Source organism: Cryobacterium aureum (assembly GCF_002954245.1).
Taxonomy (GTDB): domain Bacteria; phylum Actinomycetota; class Actinomycetes; order Actinomycetales; family Microbacteriaceae; genus Cryobacterium; species Cryobacterium aureum.
The window spans coordinates 368,740-386,141 of record NZ_PPTG01000009.1; the positions used below are offsets into that span (position 1 = coordinate 368,740).

At 62.4% G+C, this 17,402-nt stretch carries 18 protein-coding genes and 1 tRNA gene; 8 read left to right on the forward strand and 11 right to left on the reverse strand.

Going from position 1 to position 17,402, the window contains the following annotated elements; all coding sequences use genetic code 11:
• Entirely contained in the window at nucleotides 1–1,029 is a 1,029-nt protein-coding gene (locus CJ028_RS04700) for a LacI family DNA-binding transcriptional regulator (protein ID WP_105034102.1), read from the reverse strand.
• 311 nt (nucleotides 1,030–1,340) lie between these two features.
• Between CJ028_RS04700 and CJ028_RS04705 the strand changes: the two genes are divergently transcribed.
• Nucleotides 1,341–2,408, forward strand: a complete 1,068-nt coding sequence (locus tag CJ028_RS04705) for an NAD(P)-dependent alcohol dehydrogenase (protein WP_105034103.1) — start codon at nucleotides 1,341–1,343, stop codon at nucleotides 2,406–2,408.
• A 110-nt stretch (nucleotides 2,409–2,518) separates the two neighbouring features.
• Nucleotides 2,519–3,496, forward strand: a complete 978-nt coding sequence (locus tag CJ028_RS04710) for an aldo/keto reductase (RefSeq protein ID WP_105034104.1) — start codon at nucleotides 2,519–2,521, stop codon at nucleotides 3,494–3,496.
• Nucleotides 3,497–3,500: 4 nt separating this feature from the next.
• Here the strand turns inward: CJ028_RS04710 and CJ028_RS04715 are convergent, their stop codons facing one another.
• Complete coding sequence (locus tag CJ028_RS04715; RefSeq protein WP_105034105.1) at nucleotides 3,501–4,379, reverse strand: helix-turn-helix transcriptional regulator; 879 nt, start codon at nucleotides 4,377–4,379, stop codon at nucleotides 3,501–3,503.
• Between the two features lie 297 nt (nucleotides 4,380–4,676).
• Here CJ028_RS04715 and CJ028_RS04720 point away from each other — a divergent pair, with 297 nt between their 5' ends.
• Nucleotides 4,677–5,408, forward strand: a complete 732-nt coding sequence (locus tag CJ028_RS04720) for an SDR family oxidoreductase (RefSeq protein WP_105034106.1) — start codon at nucleotides 4,677–4,679, stop codon at nucleotides 5,406–5,408.
• Between the two features lie 68 nt (nucleotides 5,409–5,476).
• Here the strand turns inward: CJ028_RS04720 and CJ028_RS04725 are convergent, their stop codons facing one another.
• From CJ028_RS04725 to CJ028_RS04735, 3 genes are all read right to left on the reverse strand, one after another.
• Entirely contained in the window at nucleotides 5,477–6,232 is a 756-nt protein-coding gene (locus CJ028_RS04725; protein ID WP_105034107.1) for an MOSC domain-containing protein, read from the reverse strand.
• 94 nt (nucleotides 6,233–6,326) lie between these two features.
• Nucleotides 6,327–7,019 (reverse strand): class I SAM-dependent methyltransferase, encoded by a 693-nt coding sequence (locus CJ028_RS04730; RefSeq protein ID WP_105034108.1) that lies wholly within the window; start codon nucleotides 7,017–7,019, stop codon nucleotides 6,327–6,329.
• Between the two features lie 74 nt (nucleotides 7,020–7,093).
• Nucleotides 7,094–8,014 carry a pseudouridine synthase gene (locus CJ028_RS04735; protein ID WP_105034109.1) on the reverse strand — a complete coding sequence of 307 codons (921 nt, stop codon included), beginning with the start codon at nucleotides 8,012–8,014 and terminating at the stop codon, nucleotides 7,094–7,096.
• Nucleotides 8,015–8,160: 146 nt separating this feature from the next.
• Between CJ028_RS04735 and CJ028_RS04740 the strand changes: the two genes are divergently transcribed.
• Nucleotides 8,161–9,168: an NYN domain-containing protein gene (locus tag CJ028_RS04740; protein WP_105034110.1), complete on the forward strand. Its 1,008-nt coding sequence runs from the start codon at nucleotides 8,161–8,163 to the stop codon at nucleotides 9,166–9,168.
• 96 nt (nucleotides 9,169–9,264) lie between these two features.
• Here CJ028_RS04740 and CJ028_RS04745 read toward each other — a convergent pair whose 3' ends face one another.
• The gene (locus tag CJ028_RS04745; protein WP_105034111.1) at nucleotides 9,265–9,765 is read right to left on the reverse strand and encodes a DUF6328 family protein; all 501 of its coding nucleotides are present in this window, start codon (nucleotides 9,763–9,765) and stop codon (nucleotides 9,265–9,267) included.
• A 120-nt stretch (nucleotides 9,766–9,885) separates the two neighbouring features.
• Here CJ028_RS04745 and CJ028_RS04750 point away from each other — a divergent pair.
• From CJ028_RS04750 to CJ028_RS04760, 3 genes are all read left to right on the forward strand, one after another.
• Nucleotides 9,886–9,962 (forward strand) — tRNA-Pro (locus tag CJ028_RS04750).
• 177 nt (nucleotides 9,963–10,139) lie between these two features.
• Nucleotides 10,140–10,379, forward strand: a complete 240-nt coding sequence (locus tag CJ028_RS04755) for a helix-turn-helix domain-containing protein (protein ID WP_240607086.1) — start codon at nucleotides 10,140–10,142, stop codon at nucleotides 10,377–10,379.
• Between the two features lie 121 nt (nucleotides 10,380–10,500).
• The gene (locus tag CJ028_RS04760) at nucleotides 10,501–11,571 is read left to right on the forward strand and encodes a tyrosine-type recombinase/integrase (protein ID WP_240607087.1); all 1,071 of its coding nucleotides are present in this window, start codon (nucleotides 10,501–10,503) and stop codon (nucleotides 11,569–11,571) included.
• Between the two features lie 212 nt (nucleotides 11,572–11,783).
• On the opposite strand, the gene CJ028_RS20885 is transcribed toward CJ028_RS04760, so the two are convergent.
• Nucleotides 11,784–12,818 (reverse strand): hypothetical protein, encoded by a 1,035-nt coding sequence (locus CJ028_RS20885; RefSeq protein WP_205683935.1) that lies wholly within the window; start codon nucleotides 12,816–12,818, stop codon nucleotides 11,784–11,786.
• Between the two features lie 494 nt (nucleotides 12,819–13,312).
• A complete protein-coding gene (locus CJ028_RS04765; RefSeq protein ID WP_161498890.1) occupies nucleotides 13,313–14,377 on the reverse strand; it encodes a protein kinase domain-containing protein in 1,065 nt (354 codons plus the stop codon).
• A 712-nt stretch (nucleotides 14,378–15,089) separates the two neighbouring features.
• On the opposite strand from CJ028_RS04765, the gene CJ028_RS20890 reads away from it, so the two are divergent.
• A complete protein-coding gene (locus CJ028_RS20890) occupies nucleotides 15,090–15,239 on the forward strand; it encodes a hypothetical protein (protein ID WP_161498891.1) in 150 nt (49 codons plus the stop codon).
• Nucleotides 15,240–15,312: 73 nt separating this feature from the next.
• On the opposite strand, the gene CJ028_RS04770 is transcribed toward CJ028_RS20890, so the two are convergent.
• The 3 genes from CJ028_RS04770 to CJ028_RS04780 form a co-directional block, all read right to left on the reverse strand.
• Complete coding sequence (locus CJ028_RS04770; RefSeq protein ID WP_105034114.1) at nucleotides 15,313–16,545, reverse strand: hypothetical protein; 1,233 nt, start codon at nucleotides 16,543–16,545, stop codon at nucleotides 15,313–15,315.
• A gap of 8 nt (nucleotides 16,546–16,553) precedes the next feature.
• On the reverse strand, nucleotides 16,554–16,820 hold the full coding sequence (locus tag CJ028_RS04775; RefSeq protein WP_105034115.1) for a hypothetical protein: 267 nt from the start codon (nucleotides 16,818–16,820) through the stop codon (nucleotides 16,554–16,556).
• Between the two features lie 93 nt (nucleotides 16,821–16,913).
• Nucleotides 16,914–17,306: a sulfate permease gene (locus tag CJ028_RS04780; RefSeq protein ID WP_240607088.1), complete on the reverse strand. Its 393-nt coding sequence runs from the start codon at nucleotides 17,304–17,306 to the stop codon at nucleotides 16,914–16,916.
• Between the last annotated feature and the right edge of the window lie 96 nt (nucleotides 17,307–17,402).

Sequence of the window (17,402 nt, forward strand, 5' to 3'; positions counted from 1 at the left end):
TCAGTTCTTCCTTCGGCTGGCTGCGGGCAGGATGGGCGACGACGACGAGGCTCGGACGACGAGTTCGCTGGGCAGCACCACCGATTGGGGGGAGTTACCAGCGATGACCTCGAGCAGCATTTCGACGGCGATCCGGCCCATGTCCTCCACACTGTGCGAGATGACGCTGAGTGCCGGGTTAAGCAGGGCAAACCATTCGATGTCGTCGAAAGCGACCAGCGCGAGGTCAGTGCCGATGCGCAGACCCAGCTTGTGCAGAATGGCAATAGCGCCGACGGCCATCAGGCTGTCCGCGGCAAGAAGTGCCGTGGGTGGGTCGTTCAGCCCGAGCAACGCGTGCAGGCCGGCCGAGCCACTCGCCGCCTGGAAGTCACCGAAGTAGACCAGGTCGGGGTCCTGGCTGAGACCGGCGGCGGCCACGGTCGCGGTGAAGGCAGCGAACCGGTCGCGGCCGGTCGAGGTCGCCTGCGGACCAGAGATGTACCCGATTCTGGTGTGCCCGAGGGAGGCGAGGTGTTCGACGGTCTGTCGGATGCCTCCTGTGCTGTCGGTGGTCACGCTCGGCACGTCGATGCCGTAGACGGTGCGGTCCACGAAGACTGTGGGAATTTCGCGCTCGATCAGGGAACGGATGCTGCCGCCACCGTCGCCAAGCGGCGCCACGATGATGCCGTCTACCCGCCGGGAGATGAGCGTGTCCAGGTACCGGTCCTGCTGGTCCTTCTGCTCGTTGGCATTCCCGAGCAGGGTGACGTAGCCCTCGGAGAGTGCTTCTTGCTCGACAGTATGGGCGAGGTCGGCGAAGAACGGGTTGCGCACGTCCGGCACCAGCAGGCCGATCGAGTCGCTGTGGGTCGAGCGCAGCGCTCTGGCCTGGGCGTTGGGCCGGTAGTCCAGCTCGATGACGGCAGCGGCGACATTCTCCCGCGCCTGGGGAGAGGTGGCCGGGTTGCCAGAGAGCACGCGGGACGCGGTGGCCGCAGAAACGCCAGCGCGCGCGGCTACGTCCTTGATCGTGATGTCCGCCATATTTTCACCTCATTGTGGTCGTGGAATCGATTCCATGGAATCGATTCCATATTAGGTCAGTGAGCGAACGCGTGTCAATGCGACCCGGCGAAGGACTCAAGACTGCCTTCTACTTCGGATCGCACGTGCACCCGCCCGGTTGTCCTGCCCGCGCGATCAGCGGATGCCTTGGGTAGGTCAGACAGTGCCACGTTCCAGCCACGATCAGGTCGGTGGCACCGCGTAACGTTGTGCGAGCGGATGTCACCGTCGACACGTGCCACGGCACGGGGTTCCCCCGCATTCCACCACCGGTACTGAAAGATTTTTCTATGACGACCACCGTTCCTGCCCTCGCCGCCCCCGCTGCCAACCAGCCCCTCGTTCGCACCACGATCGAGTTGCGCACTCCCGGCGCCCACGACGTGGCGATCGACATCAAGTTCGCCGGCATCTGCCACTCCGACATCCACCAGGCTCGCGACGAGTGGGGCGTGGGCCTGTTCCCGATGGTTCCCGGCCACGAGATCGCAGGCATCGTCTCCGCCATCGGCAGCGACGTCACCCGCTACCGCGTGGGCGACCGGGTCGGCGTTGGCTGCTTCGTCGACTCCTGCCGGGAGTGCGCTAACTGCCTCGCCGGCGAGGAGCAGTACTGCCTGAAGGGCGAGGTCGGCACCTACAACGACCGCAACCACGACGGCACCCCCACCAACGGCGGCTATAGCACCGCCATCGTCGTCGACGAGAACTACGTGCTCGGCATCCCAGACGGCATCGAGCTCTCCGAGGCCGCTCCCCTGCTCTGCGCCGGCATCACGCTCTTCTCCCCCCTCACGAACTGGAAGGCCGGCCCCGGCAAGAAGGTCGCCATCCTCGGAATGGGCGGCCTCGGACACATGGGTGTGAAGATCGCGCACGCGCTCGGCGCCGAGGTCACCGTGCTCAGCCAGACCCTCAGCAAGAAGGAAGACGGGCTGCGTTTCGGCGCAGATCACTACTACGCCACCAGCGACCCGACCACCTTCACCGAGCTCGAGAACCACTTCGACCTCATCGTGAACACCGTGGCCGCAAACCTCGAACTGGAGAGTTACCTCAAGCTGCTCGCCCTCAACGGCACGCTCGTGCACGTCGGAATCCCCACCGAGCCCGACAGCGTGAAGATGGTCTGGCTCGCTTCCCAGCGTCGCTCCATCGCCGCATCCAAGATCGGCGGCATCCGCCAGACCCAGGAAATGCTCGATTTCTGTGCCGCCCATGGAATCGGCGCCGACATTGAGATCATCTCGGTTGATCAGGTCAACGAGGCCTACGAGCGTGTTATCCGCAGCGACGTGCGCTACCGTTTCGTTATCGACGTGGCCACGTTTGCGAACGAGACCCGCGTCGACGCGTAGGACGCTTTAACGCTCGCGGTCCACGCCGCGGGTCGATAAACACCAGGCACGAACTGCCCCGGGCCGACTCTGTTGAGGAGGCCCGGGGCATCCGTCATTAAAGGAGTCCCATGAAGTATGTGAAGTTCGGCAGCACCGGCCTGGATGTTTCCCCGATCGCCTTGGGGTGCATGAGTTATGGCGAGCCGGAACGCGGCAACCACGCCTGGACACTGACCGAGGAGACCAGCCGGCCGTTCATCCGTCAGGCCGTTGAAGCCGGGATCAACTTCTTCGACACCGCGAATGGGTACTCGGCCGGGTCGAGTGAAGAAATCCTCGGCCGAGCACTCAAGGAGTACGCGAACCGGGACGAGGTCGTTGTAGCGACCAAGGTCTACGCGCCCGTCGGCGAGGGTCCCAACCAGCGTGGCCTGTCGCGCAAGGCGGTGCTGCAGGAAATCGACAATAGCCTGCGCCGGCTCGACCTCGACTACGTGGACCTCTACATCGTGCACCGTTTCGACCCATTCACTCCCCTCGAGGAGACGCTTGAAGCCCTGCACGACGTGGTGCGCTCGGGTAAGGCACGCTACCTGGGCGCCTCCTCGATGTTTGCCTGGCAATTTGCCAAGGCGCTGCGCCTGCAGCAGGTGAACGGCTGGACCCCGTTCGCGTCGATGCAGAGCCAGTACAACCTGATCAACCGAGAAGAGGAGCGGGAGATGTTCCCCCTCGCAGTGGATGCCGGCATCGCCCTCACCCCGTGGAGTCCGCTTGCGCGTGGAAAGCTCACTCGGGACTGGGACGAAACGACCGCCCGCACCGAGACGGACCTGTTCGGCCAGACCTTATACGCACAGGCAGAGGACGGCGATCGTGCTGTTGCTTCAGTTGTTGCCGACATCGCCACCGAGCACGGCGTGCCGCGAGCGCAGGTCGCCTTGGCCTGGGTGTCGGGCAACCCCGCCGTGACGGCGCCGATCGTGGGCGCCACGAAGCCGAAGCACCTAAACGATGCCATCGCCTCGCTCGACCTCGAGCTCAGCGCCGACGAGCGCGCGCGGCTTGAGGCATCGTACGTTCCGCGTTTGCCCGAAGGATTCTAGACCTTCAGCGAAAGGACTCGAGCGCGGCGGTATCCGTCTGATCTGTGCGCCAGGAGGCCAGAATGCGCAGCGCGTCGCTTGAGGCCGACGCCGGTTGAGTGCTGTAAACGAAGAGTTGCTGGTCTGGTTCGCCCGGAACCGGGAAGGTCTCGTAGTCCACGTCGATCCGGCCCACGATCGGGTGCACGAAGCGCTTCACGCCGAACGTGCACTCCCACACGCGGTGCTGACTCCACCACGCGCGAAATTCGTCGCTCTTGACGGTCAACTCACCGATCAGCTCATTCAGGGCCCGATCGTTGGGGTGAGACCGCGCGTCGTGGCGGAGCATAGCCGCCACATCGCACGCCACGATCTCCCAGTCCAGATACAGCGTGCGCGCCGACGGGTCGAGGAAAGTCCATCTGGCCATGCTGCGCCCGAGTCCCGCGCTCTTCGTGAAATCCTTCAGCAGCAGCTTGGCGAGGTCATTCATGGCCAGCACATCCATGCCGACGCCGAGCACGAAGGCCGGCTGCGTCGTGAAGGAATCCATGATGGTGCGCACCGACGGCCGAACCGCGTGGGTGCGTCGCCGCTGCTGGATGCGGCCGCCGGTCGAGGCGGATAACAGCGAGAACAGGTAGCTGCGCTCCGCCTCATTCAGGTGCAGCACTCCGGCGAGCGCATTGACAACGGCATCGGATGCCTGCGTCACCCGGCCCTGTTCCATACGCGCGTAGTAATCAACGCTCACACCGGCTAGGCCGGCTACTTCGTCGCGGCGCAGTCCGGGTACCCGCCGGGCGGCCGCGTGGGGGTTTACCGGCAGGCCGACATCGGCCGGCGTCAGTCGGGCCCGGGCCGAGCGCAGAAAATCAGCGAGGGTATCTTTGTCGTCCATCCCTCCAGTATCTCCCGCCACCGCGCGTCGAAGTTGGGAGGCGGCCCGACAACTGGAGTTTATGCTCCGAAAATGCCGACACGGCGGCCCGCCCGCCGTCGATCAGGAGCTCAGCGTATGAGCAGCGGCGAGCGCTGCTTGCTGAGGTCATCAACTGTACAATTGAGTATTCGTGCAAGTCTGGGTTCTCCAGCGTCTGTCGGGTGTATAGCTGCACCATGTCTTCTGTTTCCACAACCTGATGGATCAGCGCCGGGTCGCCTTTCTTGCCTCATCACGAGCAAGAGAGCCACACACATGAAAATGCAGGATCTGACCGCAAAAATCGCTGTTATCACGGGAGCCTCCAGCGGAATTGGAGCCGCCGCAGCGCGTCTTCTGGTCGAAGAGGGTGCCCACGTTATCCTGGTCGCCCGGCGCGTGGAACGGCTGCAGGAGCTGGCCGCCGAACTTGGAGACTCCGCCACGGTTATGCAGCTCGATGTCGCGGATGCCGCCGCAGTCACTGCGATGTTCGCCACGATCAAGAGTCGTTTCGGTGGGGTGGATCTACTCTTCAACAACGCCGGCCTGGGCATCAGCTCGCCATTTGAAAGCAGCGACCCCGCTGACTGGAAGTCAATGATCGATGCAAATCTGCATGGCGTGCTGAACTGCACCCAGGCGGCCATCCCCCTTATGCGCGGTCGCGCTGGCGCAATGATCTGCTCCGTTTCGAGCGTCGGTGGACGCTACGGCACAGCCACCTGGTCGGTGTACAGCGCGACGAAGTATGCCGTCGTCGGTTTTCACGATGCCCTGCGCAAGGAACTTGGCGAGGAGGGCATCCGCGTCTCGGTTCTCGAACCGGGCGCTGTCTGGACCGAGTTCGGCGAGAACGTCAGCGATGCGCTACTGACCCGCCGCACCCAGCTAGAAGCGATGCAGTCCGAAGACGTAGCCCAGGCCCTGGTCTTCGCTTTTGCGCAGCCGGCCAATGTGCTCATCCAGGAGATTCTCATGCGCCCGGTCAAGCAGATCGCCCCCTGACCTGCTGCAGCTTCGAGGCCGGCGCCGATACGATCCACGGACAGAGTCGCTGTCAGCCCGGCCTCCCGTCAGCTAACCGGGAGTAATCGCACCTGGTCGCCGCAGCCGACACTTCCCGGGCGAATGACCTGGGCGTAGACGCCGAACGGAATGTCACTCCCGTTCAAGCGGGCGAGGGTCTTCAACAGATTCGTGCCGCGAGCGCCGGTGTCGGGCTCCAGATCGATGACCGCGCAGCGAGGAATGCCGACGCCCACGCGCAGACGCGCGCTCCCCACGTCGAGTTCACGACCAGCCCAGGAATCTTCAACCTGTGCAGCCGCGTCGCCCGTGTCAATTGTGAACGTCGCCCGAAACCGGCGAGCATCAACGGTCGTGGCCGCCTCATCGGCGAGCCGGCGAAGCGAACTCGTCGTCAGGATGGTGACGGAGTCGCCGTAGACCACGCCGCCCGGGGTGTTGATCTGTGCCACAGCGACATCCTTCCCGAGCAAACGAGAGAATGCCAGGGCCCAGGGCCCGTCAACCACCTGCATGCCAACGGCGCGACCCCAGTAGTCGAGTGTGACATTTTGATCGTTGAACTCGGGTGTCGCGGCAATCTGCTGCCCGCCGATGTCGACCGACAGCACCCCGTCTTGCCACTGGGCTCGGCAGGTGATCAATAACGGATGCTCAACGGTCTTCAACACGCGCCCGTTCGCGAGGTCAACGACCGCGAAGAGCCGGTCCCCCACCGGACCGTCTGCTTCGAGCAGCACGTTTTTGCGCGTCGTGTGTGGGCCGCCCTTGAGCGCCGACAGGCCAATGTCGCGAATCTGCATAATAGTGATCACCCTACCGGCCGACTGCTCACGGGCGGGGCTGACCGAATTACTAACTTCGCGGCGGCCGCGGAACGCCGGCCACAATCTACGATCAGCGCAGTCGTCGAGCCCGCAGGACAACGTCGTGGGTGTGATGCGACCCGGCGCCGGTCGCTACATGGCGCGGCCGGGTCTCGTCGACCTCAACCTGCCAGTTGTCGTCCAGCAGCGCAGCGACCTGGGCCGGGCCCACATAGTCGTCGGCATGAAAACCGTGGGCCGCGGCCTCCTCCTCCGTCGGAGCGGGGTGATGCACAAAGAGCAGCACACCGTTGAGGGCGACCGCCGCGAGCAGCGCGTGCTCGGCAACGTTCTCGTCGGTGCGCAACAACGCGGGGTACTGCGCAGAAACCAGATCGAAGGACGCCGGCGGTAGCGCCGCCTCGACCAGGCCAGCGTGTAGCCAGTTCACCTGCACTCCGCGAACGGCGGCCTGGGCGGCTGCCCGGTCGAGTGCTACCCGCGACACGTCCAGGGCGGTGACACGCCACCCGTGTTCCGTCAGCCAGAGGGCATCCGCTCCTTCGCCGCAGCCGACGTCCAGCGCGCGCCCGGCCGGTAATCCCTGCACCTCGGTCAGCAGTGTCGCGTTCGGCTGTCCACTCCACAGCTGTGCCATATCGGAGTAGCGTTCGTCCCAGAATTCCTCGACCGCGCCGGGATCGCGCGGGGCGTGAGCAGCGGATGCCGCCTCCGCGTTGTCATGGTCGGTCTCGGCGGGTGTGGTGTCGTTCGTGTGCTCCATGGTTCAAGCATCCGTCTTTCACGGGTTCACGACAAATTCTGGTGGCGGTAACCGGGGGCCGCGGAACTGCTCGTTTAGGAGACTTCACTGCGCAACGGAAGCGTGCGCAGACTGGCAAACTTCCGTACTCCCCCGTGAATGGGGTCGGTGAAGCGCAACTCGTTTGCGAGCAACTGCAGGGGGCGGGTGAAATCGTCGAGCGCGACATCCTGCACGACGGGGTAGAGCGGGTCATTGCTGATGGGAATTCCCAAACCGAGCATGTGCATGCGCAATTGGTGGGTGCGACCGGTGCGGGGTGTCAGCCGGTAGCTGCCCAGGCCGTCGATCACCGAGTCGAGTTCGATCAACGACTCGGCGTTGGCCGGCGCGCCCGGCAGTACCTCGGCCTGCCACCGACCACGGCGCGTCGTGAGGTGATTGCGCACCGTCACGGGCAGGTCGAGGCCCGGCAGCAGCGGCGCCAGCGCACGGTAGGTCTTTTCCACTTCGTGGCGTTGGAACATCGACTGATACGCCCCGCGCCAACGTCGCTCGGTCGACAGAACCAGCAGCCCCGACGTCACCCGGTCCAGCCGATGCAGCGGGGAGAGCTCAGGGAGCTGCAGCTCCGCACGCAGACGCACCACCACGCTCTGCACGACGTGACGCCCGCGCGGAATGGACGAGAGAAAGGCGGGCTTGTCGATCACCACTATCCGATCGTCGCGATAGATCATATGAATGGGCCCCGGAACAACCGTCTCCTCAGCCAGATCTCGGTGGAACCACACAAAGGTGTACGGCTGATATGGGTCGCGGCCGTCGACTGCGGCGCCGGTGGCATAGACAAAACGCTCCTCGGCCAGAAAACCAGTCACGTCCACGAACTCCGACAACCGCTCGTCGAGCCAAGTTCCCATGGTCTGCCAAGGCGGATGCTGCGCCCGTTCCGGCGTGCACACCCACGCGGCATCGAGCCCGTGTCGTTGCGGGAGCGGAGAACGTGGTGGCATGCACTGATGGTACGTGGCCCCGCTCTTTCGCCGCAGTCGATTGCTGGTGCAAGTGGGAAGCCGAGTTGCCTTGCCCCCGCCGCGCGGCGCAGACTGGAGATACCGGATCGCAACTGAGTCTTCCGCCTGTGGCTAAGGAGCTCACTATGACCGAACCGAACGATGCGCGCGTCGGCCTCTATATCGACTTCGACAACATCGTCATCTCGCGTTATCAGCAGCTGCACGGGCGCAATGCTTTTCAGCGTGACGGCATCCGTGATTTCAATAAGTCGAGTCCGAATGCCGACCCCGAGGTCGCCGCGCGGCTCGCCTCCGCGACGGTGGATTTCAACGCCATCATCGACTTTGCCGCGTCGTTTGGCACCCTGGTCGTGAACCGTGCCTACGCCGACTGGTCGGTGCCCGTGAACGCGAGTTACCAGCGCCAGCTCATGTCTCGCGCGGTGGACCTAACCCAGCTGTTCACCACGACCACCCGCGGAACCAAGAACGGTGCCGACATCCGTTTGGCCGTCGACGTGGTCGAAGACCTCTTTCGACTGCCTGACCTGACCCACGTGATCATCATCGCTGGCGACTCCGACTACATCGCTCTCGCCCAGAAGTCGAAGCGGCTGGGTCGCTTTGTGGTCGGCATCGGCGTTGCGGGCTCAACGAGCACCTCACTCGCCGCTGCGTGCGACGAGTTCGAGGACTACGACTCGCTGCCCGGAATTGGCAAAGCAACCGTCACGACCACTGCGGAGCGACCCAAGACCAGTAGGAAGGCGCCGGAAGCTGCCGAGATTACACCCGAGCCGGCGCCCATTCAGGCCCGTCTTTTCGCCACTAATCCCATGTTTTCGCACACCGAGGACGCGCAGTTCGACGAGCCTGAGGCCGGCGACGACATTGATCCACAGACACTGGCCACCGAGCTTCTGGTACGTGCGCTGCAGATCGGTCACGCCAAGGGTGACGCCGACGAGTGGCTCAACACGGGCACGATCAAGAACCAGATGCGCCGCATGGACCCCTCGTTCAACGAGAAGCCGCTCGGCTTTCGGTCTTTCACCGACTTTCTCTCCTCGCGCAGCGACCTGGCCGAGCTGAAAGAGGATGGCCCGCAGCGGCTCATCCGGCTGCGCCCCGAAGCAGAAAGCAGGCGCTAAGTCCGGCGGGGCGCGCAGCCTGCCGAATAGCCGCGCTTCTAGATGGCGAGGCCGAGCGAGGCGGGCGGGTTTGTGCCCAGCTCCCCCAGCATCCGCTCAACGATGTTGTGAGGTTCGATCGGGGCGGGCGGCTCTCGGGAGGAGCACCCAGATTGCGATGATCGCGAGGAGTGTTGCACCGCCCGCGATGAAACCGGCGGCGGTCGAAATGACAACGTCGAAGATAAGCAACACGACGCCGGCGACCACGAGCCCGAGCACACCCAGGGTGGCAATGAGGAGTCGATGGGCTGTGGCAACCAGCTCGGCCTTGGCCTTCTTACGAAACAGGGTTCGATGCAGGCTCACAGGGGCCAACCCCAGGATCGTGCTCAGGGTAGCCAGCACTACGAGCACGAGGTAGATGCTGACCTGTTCGCGGTCGAGGTCGGTGAATCTGTTCTGGAAAGCCAGCGTCAAGAGAAAGCCCGTGATGATTTGGGTACCGGTCTGTGTGACTCGGAGTTCCTGGAGCGTGTCGTTCCAGTTGCGATCGAGGCGCTCAACGGGCGATTCATCTCGACCGTCGTTGGGATCCGCGTCCGGTGTCTCAGTCATGTCCAGATGCTAGCGCTGCGCGCTGCCAGCGATGTGTTCAATGGCGTCCTTATTTGGCGGTAAGCTCTTACAGTTGTCTTCCGCAGGTTTTGATCGTTGAAATCGCGTTGTGGAGAACGGCGGGCTGTGGCGCAGCTTGGTAGCGCACTTGACTGGGGGTCAAGGGGTCGCAGGTTCGAATCCTGTCAGCCCGACCAAAAGTCCCGGAAACTCAAGGGTTTCCGGGACTTTTTAGGTTAAACAATTGATCACCCCATCAAAAACCCATCAAAAACCCCTCCGAGAACGCCTTCTGGTGGCTCAGCCGTGCGAGGCGACCACGTCACATTTGGTCCCCTTTGATTGCTTAGGTACGCCGGTCGCACCTACGGAATATGAACACGAACGAAAACAATTCAACCGCCGTCTCGTTGGAACCGCTGATGGATGTCGTCGAGCTGGCGGCCTACCTCGGCATCCCGGTCTCAACTGTCTACGATTGGCGCGTGCACGGCAAAGGCCCCGCCGCGTACCGGTTCGGCAAACACCTGAAATTTGCGATCTCCGACGTGCAAGCCTGGATGGCCCAGCAGCGCGAACCGTCGGGGCAGCCCGGTACACCTGCTCGGCGGTGAACTGATGTCGCGGCCACGTCAGACGATCGGCACCTTCGGCGACATCATCACCCGCATCAGGCCGTCGGGCCAGTTCGAAGCCCGAACCCATTACCGGGATTGGGATGGCCAATCTCGCCAAGTGCAGGCCACCGGCAGCACCGCCAAGGCGGCCGAACGCGCGTTGAGGGGCAAGCTAGCTGAGAGGAACCAAGTGCAGCCCACAAACGGATACCTGACTCCAGACAGCCTGTTCACCGCTTTGGTAACGTACTGGCTGGACGACATTGACGCGGAGGATCGCATCTCGAAGACCACCCGCAATCTGTATGAGCGCAACATGCGCACGCTCGTGCTGCCGGTCTTTCAATATCTCGCGTTGCGCGAGATCGGCGTCGTGCGCTGTGACCAATTCATCAAGCAGATGGCGAAGCTCTCCTACAGCCGGGCCAAGCAGTCGCGGGTCGTGCTGCGCCTGGCGCTCGAGTTGGCGGTGCGGCACGAGATCCTCCCGACCAATCCCATGGACCACGTAGGCCGCCTGCATCGCGAACCCCATATTCCCGATGCGCTCACCTCGGCCGAGGTCAACAAAATTCGCACCGCGATCGCCGACTGGGAGGGCGGCGTGGGCTACGTCTCCGGTCCCCGTCCAGACGGACAGCTCGGCTCGATCGTCGAGGTCATGCTCGGCACGTCAGCTCGAATCGGAGAGGTGCTGGCCATTCGTCGGCTCGACGTCGATGTCACGAGTGTCGTCCCATCGATTCGTCTCGCCGGCACGATCATAAGCCGCAAGGGCGAGTTGACCTTTCGGCAGGATCACCCCAAGACGGCGAAGTCGAGGCGCGTGGTGGCGCTGCCGACGTTCACGTCGGACGCGGTGCTGCGACGGCTTGCGATGTCTCGCGACCTCTCCCCCGATGGCCTGCTGTTTCAGTCTCGCGACGGAACCCCGCTTACCACCGCGAACGTGCGTCGCCAACTGCGCAGCGTTCTTGGTGAGGCAGGGATCGCCGGAGTGACGCCGCACCTGTTCCGCCGCACGGTGGCCACCGCGGTCAATGACAACGCCAACGTCGAGCTGGCCGCGGAGTTGCTCGGGCACACGGATACGAAGATCACGGTGCAGCACTATATCCGGCGGAGCGAGGTGGTCAACCCGGCGACCGCGGAATTGCTCGATCGGGCGTTTGCGCGGGATAAAAGGTAGGCGCCGTTTACGCTGGACTGAAGACAGATACGGCGCCCAAACTAGCGTCCCGCCGGGCCAGTCCTACTGAGCAGTTTTCTAGATCCAAGACCACATCCACGACGTAATCGGAGGAACGGGTCTTGGTCCGGATTCTAGATGCGATCGAGCCGACTCGACGAAACCCAACCCTTGCTGCCGCTGCGGCCAACTGGCCAAACGGCTTGCGTGGTTTATTTGACGGACACTGGGAACGCCCGCAAATCAACGCCATCAAGACGGTTCAGCCTGGCAAGAACTGCGGTGCCTTCCGGGCTGGGGAAGCGGCGAACCGCCTCCCCAGCCAGCCCTTTCGATTCCTTGGCGACATCGGACTGGACCAGGCTCTCTTCGATCGCCCAAAGAACAGTGGCGACCGCAGCCATTTCCTTCTTTGTGGCGATGAGCGCCTCGATTGCGCTCAGGTATTTCTCACGACCACCTGTCGGGTTGCCTTCTCTAAATAGAATCAATCCCAGCGTCGCCCTATGTACATATGAATCCTCGTCATCGTCTGTATCGTGCGCGAACGTCAGATGCTCCCGAGCCTCCGCCGGCCGATCTAGGTTGCCTAGCGCAAAAGCCGCATTGTTGTGGAGCATAGCGTCGTAAGGATGAGTCCTCAGCCCGTTCACGGCCACATCGTAGGCGAGTTGAAAATTTGCAGTGCCGATAGCGGCCGCGTATGAGGTGAAGAGTGCCGGTTCGAGCGCAAAAGGCTGATCAAATTGCCAGTCTTGCCCCTCTTTGGCAGCCAGATCCCAAGCCCCCGAACGGGAGTTGTTAATTGCTCGCGCTTCGAACCCTCTCTCAATGGTCAGCAACTCAGGCGCAATCTGAATGTCACCATGTTCGGCAACCGATGCCGCTTGCGCAACCGCATTTTCCGTAGGAGCAGTGAGTGCGATCGCGAATAGTTTCTTGGCCCGACTGTCCCGTCCACTTCGAATTTCGTTTGTAGCAAGCGCGCTAGCCAATTCGCTGAGTGAGTGGGGACTTAGATTGTCTGAAATGAGTAGTTCACGGGCAGCACGCTCGTTGTTGAACTTGCCAAATGCGAGTTGCGATGTTGAGAGTTCAGCGGCCAAGAGCCAGGGGTCCGAGCGAAGACGCTCACTGCGTTGCAGGATGAAATTCGCCTGTTCCGGATCTTCGATGTGAATATAAAACCGTGTCGCTGATCTCAGAACAAATCGGCTTTCTGGCGCCAGCGAAAGCGCTGTCCTCATGTCTCGAGTCGCCTTACCGACATTGCCGAGGGTCGCGTGTGCCAATGCAATGTCCACCCACCGCACCGCATTTCTGGGCTCCGTATCCAGGAGACTTCGCAGACGACGTACACGGCGTACGGCGTCGTGACGGGACTGTTCTGAATCAAAGACGTGCTCAGGACCAGACTCGAAAGACTCTGGTTCCAGTCGGCAGACCCGGGTCAGGAACGATGCCAAGGGCTTGGGAACGTTCGAGGAGCCCGAAATAAACTCCGCCAATCGCCGAGTCTCGGAGTCTCGGCGTCCATCAGCAATTAGTGAGCTGAACAAGTCGGCCGCCGTGTAAACACCGGGATCACTGTCGAAGGAGACCCGAAGAGTCGCTAGCTCCGCCTCGATATTTTCACTCACGCTTGCGCGCAGCGAGGCAAGTTCAGAGGTCTGTATCGTCGCACGGAATGTTCGCCACCGCGGGATTACCTGACGGTCGTCGTCATTCCCATGTTGAACGGTCATCTGGTTCGAGCCAAATCCACTGAAGTGCGTCGAGCAAGCAAATCTATTTCGCTCACAACTCGCTGGAGAGCAAACGGAGATCCGTGCCCCCGTCGGGCCGCCGGGTGCCCACGGCGCGGCGCGTCAGGAACGCACAAATACTCAACTATGCGCACGAGCGATTCGTTAACTTCACGGGGAAACTCGTCGCGGAGCCGGGAAAGAGCCCGGCCATATGCATCCGTCACATACGGCAATGCACCCTCGTAACCGTCGCCGAACTGGTCCCAATGGTGCTCTGGAGCAAGTTCCGATGCAAGGAGGGCATTGAGCGTAACACCACCAAAGATGAAGGCCGCGAGGTTACCGAGTTGGTATAGGTCTGCAGCAAAACGTCGTACGTCGATGTCTCCGTACTCGTAGTTGTACAGCTGTTCTGGCGGGGCGTATCCGCGATCCCCCGGCCGGGTATAGGAATCGTGCATCGACGGGTGACCATCGCGGTATGCACGTCCAAGATCCGCGATTTTCCCGTGCGCGCCGCGGGTTTCGTCGTCGGCGAACAAGAGGAAGTTTGAAGGCTTTAGATCCTGATGCGCCACGCGATGACGATGGAGCTGTTGCAAACCAACTGCCACGTCGTGAAGCATCTCAAGTTTCAAAACGACGTCAATGGTCTTTGATTGACTCAAAGCAACTCGCACATCATTGGTAGCCAGCTCGAAAATGATGTAATTCACCTGCCCTACCAGAAACCCAGGGACATTTAGCTGCCCGTGAGCCATTGCAGTGACCACGCGCGAGAGGCGGCGTTCGCCACACATCAGTAAGAGGTCGCGCTCTGAGATGTACTCGTTGACGGCCATCTGAAGGGCATCGATATCACCGAATACCCGAATCAAATCGATCACCTTAAGGAACGCATGCTTACCATCGGCGCGAGTCACCGTGTAGGAGACGCTAAACAAGCCACCTATGGCGCTTGGATCCTTCCCATTTAGCGGTCCGACCTTCCAACCGCCTTCGAGTTCGAGGCCCTCGAGGTTCACGGCTGCATTCAGCGCGTTGTAATTGGGATCCAAGTTGTGGTCTCCGCTAATCCTCAATTGATTTCAACCCTTCGGCCGTGAAATTTGGCAGGCGCGGCATACGATTCCGAGAAATGACGTTGGCGACAAAGGCATTTCGCGGTATCCGTCGCTATCTGCGATCGTATCTGCCCTTCCAGACATGCATGGGCGTTTGGCGCTGCACTAGCGGATTTTTCGGATTTCTTGTGTGCGGCTGTTCCACGCGCTCGAGTTTCGAGACGGGACTCGATGCCTTCCTCCGTCGCATTTACCCGCGCAGTACTCTGAGTGAAACGGTCCCGACAGCCACCCACTCGCCCGTCTTGTCAGCCTCCCGATGAGAGCCCTGAGCCACCGGCGCAGTTATGTCGTCACAGGCTATTGCTGCTACGCGTCGGCCGCTGGGGCCGGGCAGTCCGCGATGTCGAGGCGGCCTCCGGGCCTCCTGTGTCGCTCGGACGAGCGATCGCAATCTGCGAACCGGATGCGCGCTGGTAGTCCCAAGGCTCGGGCGGACCCGGACGGTGGCCGGTGACCCCCCGATGCGGTCGGAGTGTCTAGATAGATCGAGATTCCCGCCCGTAGTGCGGTAGGCCAGTGTCGCTGAAGCACCATGTAGAGATCGATAAGCTCACGGCATGAACGATAAGACAGATCAAAAACAAATCGTTGTGATCGCTGTGGCGACAGCAAAGTCCAACGAATCCACGCAAGCCGGAGCCTGATGTTCGCGCTGATGGTGGCGCTACTCTTCGGCGGCATGGTCGTGGCGATATTCAACCCTGTGCTCGGAGTCATCGGCATCGTGGTGGGGCTGGCCATCATCATCATCAACGGAATTCGCCGCGCGGCAGACCAAGGACGCCGTGGATGACTCGAGCGTCGCCCCGGTAGCCCCTAACCGCCGAAGCTTTGTTCGCGTGGCTCGGGAGAGATCGGAAGGAGCTTCAGGAACCTAACTGACGAATGGTTAATCCAACTGTCTGGTTCTTGTGGACGATGTTGAATGATCCCGCGACATGAAGCTTCGCGAGTTCGGCAGCACTCCGCACATCGCCGACCGTTAATTTGCTCGTCGGGACGCGCTCAGCGACCTCCCGAGTCGCGAGCTGCACAACGAGTGCCCCAACGGGCGCGAGCGGCTTCCCTCGGCGCACCCTGGCCTTGTTTTCCATCGCCGACTCGACGCCGTATCGCCCACTGTCGCGGTGTAACTGCGTGACGATTGCTTTCACAAGCCCATCGAACTGCCGTTGCCGCTCCGCGCGTCGAATCTCAGTCTTCGTGCTCCGCACAGCCGCCGCGACGTCGCGGCTGGTCAGCAGGTCGACTCGGCGCATCCGCTCTGCCACTAGCTCGACGGCTCGGGCGTAGACGACGTCCTCCACCGACACCGGTCGTAAACCAATGCGCGCCCTGGACGATACATAGGCCTCCGCGAACTCGCGCATGCGGGCGCCGTTCTTGAGCATGTGCTCGGTCAGCGACTCGGCGAACACGGTGAACTGCCGCAGATGCTCAGACCGCGACGGGTCATTGAAATAGGCGTCGGCTTCGCGCTCGTTGGCCCGGCGCTCGGCCGCAGTCGTCGCGTGAAGAAGTTTCGGCGGGAGGCCAGCCCGACTCAGGCTGCGTTTCAGCCGTCGCGAGGCAGCGTTGGCCTCCAGCTCAGACTGGTAGATCTCCGGGTTGCTGCGCCGGTTGCGCTGCAACTCAGCACGGCGTTCCTTGTTGCGCTCGGCCCATTGTCGAGTGATCTGCTTCGTGCGGTCGGGGTCCGCATCCCGTCGCGCGGCAGCCCGAGCGTTCACCTCGTCGCGGTGGGCCTCGTAATAGCGGTTGTAGTACTCATGCACCTTCTCGCGATTCTCCGCCACCCATCGCTGCTGATACGCGCGCTTGCGCTCCGGGTGCTCCAATCGCCACCGCTTCGCACGCTCCCTCCCCCGAGCACGCACCTCGGCCTCGCGGTGTCGGCGCGCGGTGGCCCGCCGCATCGAGTCGCGATTCAGCTCCCGCGCCCGGTCGAGATGTTCCGCACGCCAGAGCCGATTCAGCTCGCGGATCCGGTCGCGGTTGGCCGCCACATACTGGTGCCGTTTCTCGGCCTCTTCATCAAGAGACGGATGCTCCGCCAGCGCCTTCCGCGGCGCGGCACCTTCCTCAGATGGGGCGTTCATGATCGGCGTTACTCGGCAGGCGGCGGAGCCAGCTCGATGGCCAGAGCAAGGAGTCCAGAGCGATGTGCCGTCGGATTCGTGATCACACGCCCGACCGCGACCCGGAGTCGTTCGGCGTCCTCGTCCGCGATCCCGGCGATGGGCTCCAGGCAGTACGCGATGTCGTTCTGGAGGTTGTGGCCATCATCATCGACGGCGATCTCCGGATAGTAGAACAACGCAGCCAACGCGGTGCGGCTGAGCAGGTCGTCGAACTGTTCCTGCCGGATCGTCATGGTGAAACCTCCTGTGGGCGAATGCGTGTCAGCCAATCATGCCGCTATCACTAGGTATGCCGGCAGCACCGGCGGGTAAATCAGACGCAGCGGTCAGCTGCTCTTCGACGTAAGCACCGGGTCGAGAAGGCGCTCCCGACTCAACTTGTCGGCGGGCAGCGCCCGCGCCATCCGACGCCGCGCCACCGCTTCCCGGACGCGCACTGCGATCAACTTCAGCAGGCTGATTGGCCCGATCAGAACAAACTTGATCGTGTTCCAAAGACAGACCAACACGAAAAGGTTCAGCCAGCCTGGACCACCGGCTTCGACCTGCGCGCGGCAAAACTCCGCAGCGACCGCATACGGAACGGCAAGCAGCATCGCGGGCACACCCCACTTCAGGCCGCGCCGGGTATTGATCGCGTCGATCACGATGGCGGTCGGCATGAACCGACGCAAGAAAAAGTAGCTGCGAGCCGTGGCGGCCAGAATGAATTCAAACATGGCGCAACCTTTCAGATGTTCGGCAACAAGAACCTGAAAGGACTGCGAGTCATACCATCGCAACGAGCGACGGCGCGTGTAAGAGGTTGCCTAAGA